Annotated in this window: 2 protein-coding genes; both read right to left on the bottom strand. The window is 61.5% G+C overall.

The window, feature by feature from the left end:
- Positions 1 to 768: filamentous hemagglutinin N-terminal domain-containing protein (locus VJR68_RS14925; RefSeq protein ID WP_324148927.1), on the bottom strand; the 768-nt coding region annotated here is incomplete at its 3' end.
- Positions 769 to 778: 10 nt separating this feature from the next.
- Positions 779 to 2,764: a ShlB/FhaC/HecB family hemolysin secretion/activation protein gene (locus VJR68_RS14920; RefSeq protein WP_324148925.1), complete on the bottom strand. Its 1,986-nt coding sequence runs from the start codon at positions 2,762 to 2,764 to the stop codon at positions 779 to 781.
- Positions 2,765 to 3,250: the final 486 nt, after the last annotated feature.

Below are 3,250 nucleotides of genomic sequence, written 5' to 3'. Positions count from 1 at the left end.
CGTGCCTTTGTTGGTGACGGCTGCTTCATCGGCATTCAAGCGCTTTTGCAGCGCGCCGGTGACTTGCACGTTGATCAAACCGTCGCCGTCGAAATCGAGCACCGCGCGATCGGCGCCATCGAGGTTGATGTGGCCGTAGTTGGCGATGATCAGGCCATCGTTGGCGACTTGTCCGCCGACCAGGTTCACCGAGCCGCCGCTGGCCGCTTCGATGGTGCCGTGATTGACGATGCCGGCGCTGCCGCCGTGCGCATCCAGGTTGAAATGGTTGGACAGAAAATCGCTGGGCGTCAGGTCCAGTGTGCTGGCCACCAGGCCGCCGACATTTACCTGCGAGTTGCGGCCGAAGATGATGCCGTGCGTGTTGATCAGGAAGATCTGGCCGTTCGCACTGACGTGGCCGAAGATCTGGCTGGCGTTCTGGTCGAGAATGCGGTTGAGCGCCACCGAGGTGAACGACGGCTGCTTGAAGATCACCGAGGCGTTTTCGCCGACGTTGAAGGTCTGCCAGTTCAACGCCAGCATCTGCGATTTCTGCACGACGGTGGTGTTGGCGCCGTTCTGTGCGATCGAACCATTGCCGCCGACGATCGAGCCGCCGGTCGGCGCGGTGTTCGCCGCCACATGGCCGCCTGCGAACGCTTCGCCGCCGCAGGCAAAAAGCCCCAGCAGGGAGATCAGGCTGGCCGGTAGCAACTTGCGCCGCAGGGCCGGCATTCCATGCGAGTGACGTGACGTGTGCTGCTGCTTGCCAATGCTCGTATTCATGATGGCCTCCTTAGAACGTCAAGCCCATACGTCCATATACGTGGTAACCGTGACGATCCGTTGCCACCTGGCTGCCCAGGGGAATCGCACCGTCGAGATGGAATTCGAAATGGTGGAACTGCGGAACGCGGAAGATGAAGCCGGCACCGAAACCGCTGAAATTCAGGGGCGGCACCGTACTGCTGTGATCAGCACCCGCGGTGAAGCCGCGTGCGTAATCGAGGAAAGTTTCCAGCTCCAGCACTTCACGCCAAGGACGCGCGTAGAACGGCGACGGCTTGTTGCCGATGAACGGCGCATCCACGTGGTATTCCAGCGAGGTGTAGTAACCGCGATCGCTCAAGCCATCGGCAATCGGATACGAGCGCACGCTGTCCGGGCCACCGATCACGAACTGCTCCATCGGCACCAGCGCATCCGGCGTCCACTGGCCGGTGAACTTGAAGTACAGGCGCTGCGATGGCGTCAGGAATTGCAGACGCGTGTACGACACCTTCGCCAGGGTGAAATCGTGCGCGTGGTTGGGCGCAACCAGGTCCGGTTCCTTCGACTGGTCGTTGAGCGACTTGCGCACGTCCACCTGCAACAGATCCACGCCATGGAAACGCCGGTCGGTGTGATTCATGGCATAGCCAAGTTCCAGCACGTTGAAGCGCTCGTCCGACAGCTGCATGCCTTGCGTGCTCAGCTTGGATTCTTCGCGCATGACGTGCAGCGTGGCCTGCATCTTCATGTCGTCGGTGTTGAGGAACTTCCAATCGCTGCCGGCGAATTGCGTCGTCGTCGGGCCGCGCACTTTCAAGGCGGCAAAGCCATCGGAACTGATCTGCAATTCGCTGCGCGTCACGCCTCCCGTCATGCTCAGCCCCGGCACCACCACCAGCGGCGCGGTATAGGCCAGCGAACCGTAGGCGTTCTGATTGGGATCCAGCGCGTAATCGACGTTGGCGGACAAGCTGTCGCCGATGCCCAGCGGACTGTTCCACGTTACGCCAGCCAGTGCGCGATAACGGCCGGTAAGCGAGGTGCCGTAGTTGTCCGCGCCCAGCGTAAAGGTGAACGGATTCTTCGCCTCGTGCGCGACCATGATCAGGTCGGTATCGCCCGTCTGCCGGCCCGGCTGGAACGTGGAAGCAACCGTCACGCCCGGCAGGTCGCGCACGTACAACAGCGCGGAATCCACCGTGCTTTTTTGCAGTGGCTTGTCTTTCAATTGCTGCGCGGGCGCGGCGATGACATCCGCGTAATAGCGCTTGTTGCCCTTGACGATGATGCGCCCGACGCGGCCTTCCAGAATCTGGATCTGCACCATCTGGTCGCTGCCGATGGTTTGCGCCGGCAAGAAGGCATCGGCCACGATGAAGCCGGCCTTGCGATAGCGCTCGGTAATCTTGTCGGCCACGCCCTGCATCTGTGCAAAGCTGAGCATCGCCGGTTGTGTCGGCGTGCCGCCTAGCTTGCGGTACTGGTCGTTGACCAGCGCCTGGATGCTGTCGAAGGTGATGCCGGCATCCGGATGATCGCCCACGCCGTCGATGCGAAAACCGCGCACGGCGACCTTCTGCCCGCTGCTTTCGCGCTGGCTTACCGGCGGCACCACGCCTGCTGCGCTAGGCGCCGACGCCAGCGACGCATTGCCATTGCCCTCTTCGCTTGCCGAAGCCACCGCGCTTGCGGCCGCTTGCGTATTGGCGGGCGCTACGGTCTTGGCCGCCGGCCCCAGGCTGTAAGTGGCGAACTGGTCGGCTAGATAGGCATGCGCTTGCGGGTAACCCGCCTTGTGCAATGCCGCGGTAATCCGCTCGGCCAGCGCCTGCAGTTGCGCATGATCCGGCGCCCCTGCCCCCGCTGCCTTCTGGTATTCCCCGTCGATGATTTTCTGGATGTCGGGCGCCGATGCCGGTACGCCACTGATCAGGATTTGCCCCGGTGCGGGCGCATTACCTTGCGCCCAGACCGAGCTAGTTCCCAATGCCAAAGCCAACGCTGCTGCCATGCATGCAATCCGCACGATACTTGTCCTCTGAATCGAAACGCGGTGGTGCTTGTGGGTAGAGGAGCGCACCATGCACTCCCCGTCGATCAACTTAACTTTGCGAAACCCCTTGCTGCCGAATCGCAGGTTTATGCGCCTGCATCCGGTGTCATGCGATGTTCCGAACCTGTGCCCCGCCGCAATACGCGGTGGCCAGCCAGGTTTTCAAATCAATCGCTCCCCTGCTTCCCGGCGATAACCGGGGTTCAGTACAAACACATCGAGCCACGCATCCAAGACCGATCCGGGATGCTTGGCATCGCGCATTTGACTGCATCCCGAACATCACCGGGATGACGTACGTCGCGGAGCTTGAATTCCAACCCTGATTCCCCCTGTTGCGCCTTACCGGGCGCGACGGGAGTGCCTATGATGCCTCCGTTCCATGTCGTGTTCCAAGTCTCAAAATTTATATGGGGATTGTGATGACGGCATTACTCTTGCTTT

Source organism: Dyella sp. (genome assembly GCF_035277725.1).
Classification (GTDB): Bacteria; Pseudomonadota; Gammaproteobacteria; order Xanthomonadales; family Rhodanobacteraceae; genus Dyella_B.
Note: the sequence above shows the minus strand (reverse complement) of the source record. Positions and strands in the feature narration are given on the sequence as shown.

Coding starts and splice junctions, on each gene's coding strand:
- VJR68_RS14920 (WP_324148925.1), bottom strand. CDS start 2,764: ATGGCAGCAGCGTTGGCTTTGGCATTGGGAACTAGCTCGGTCTGGGCG.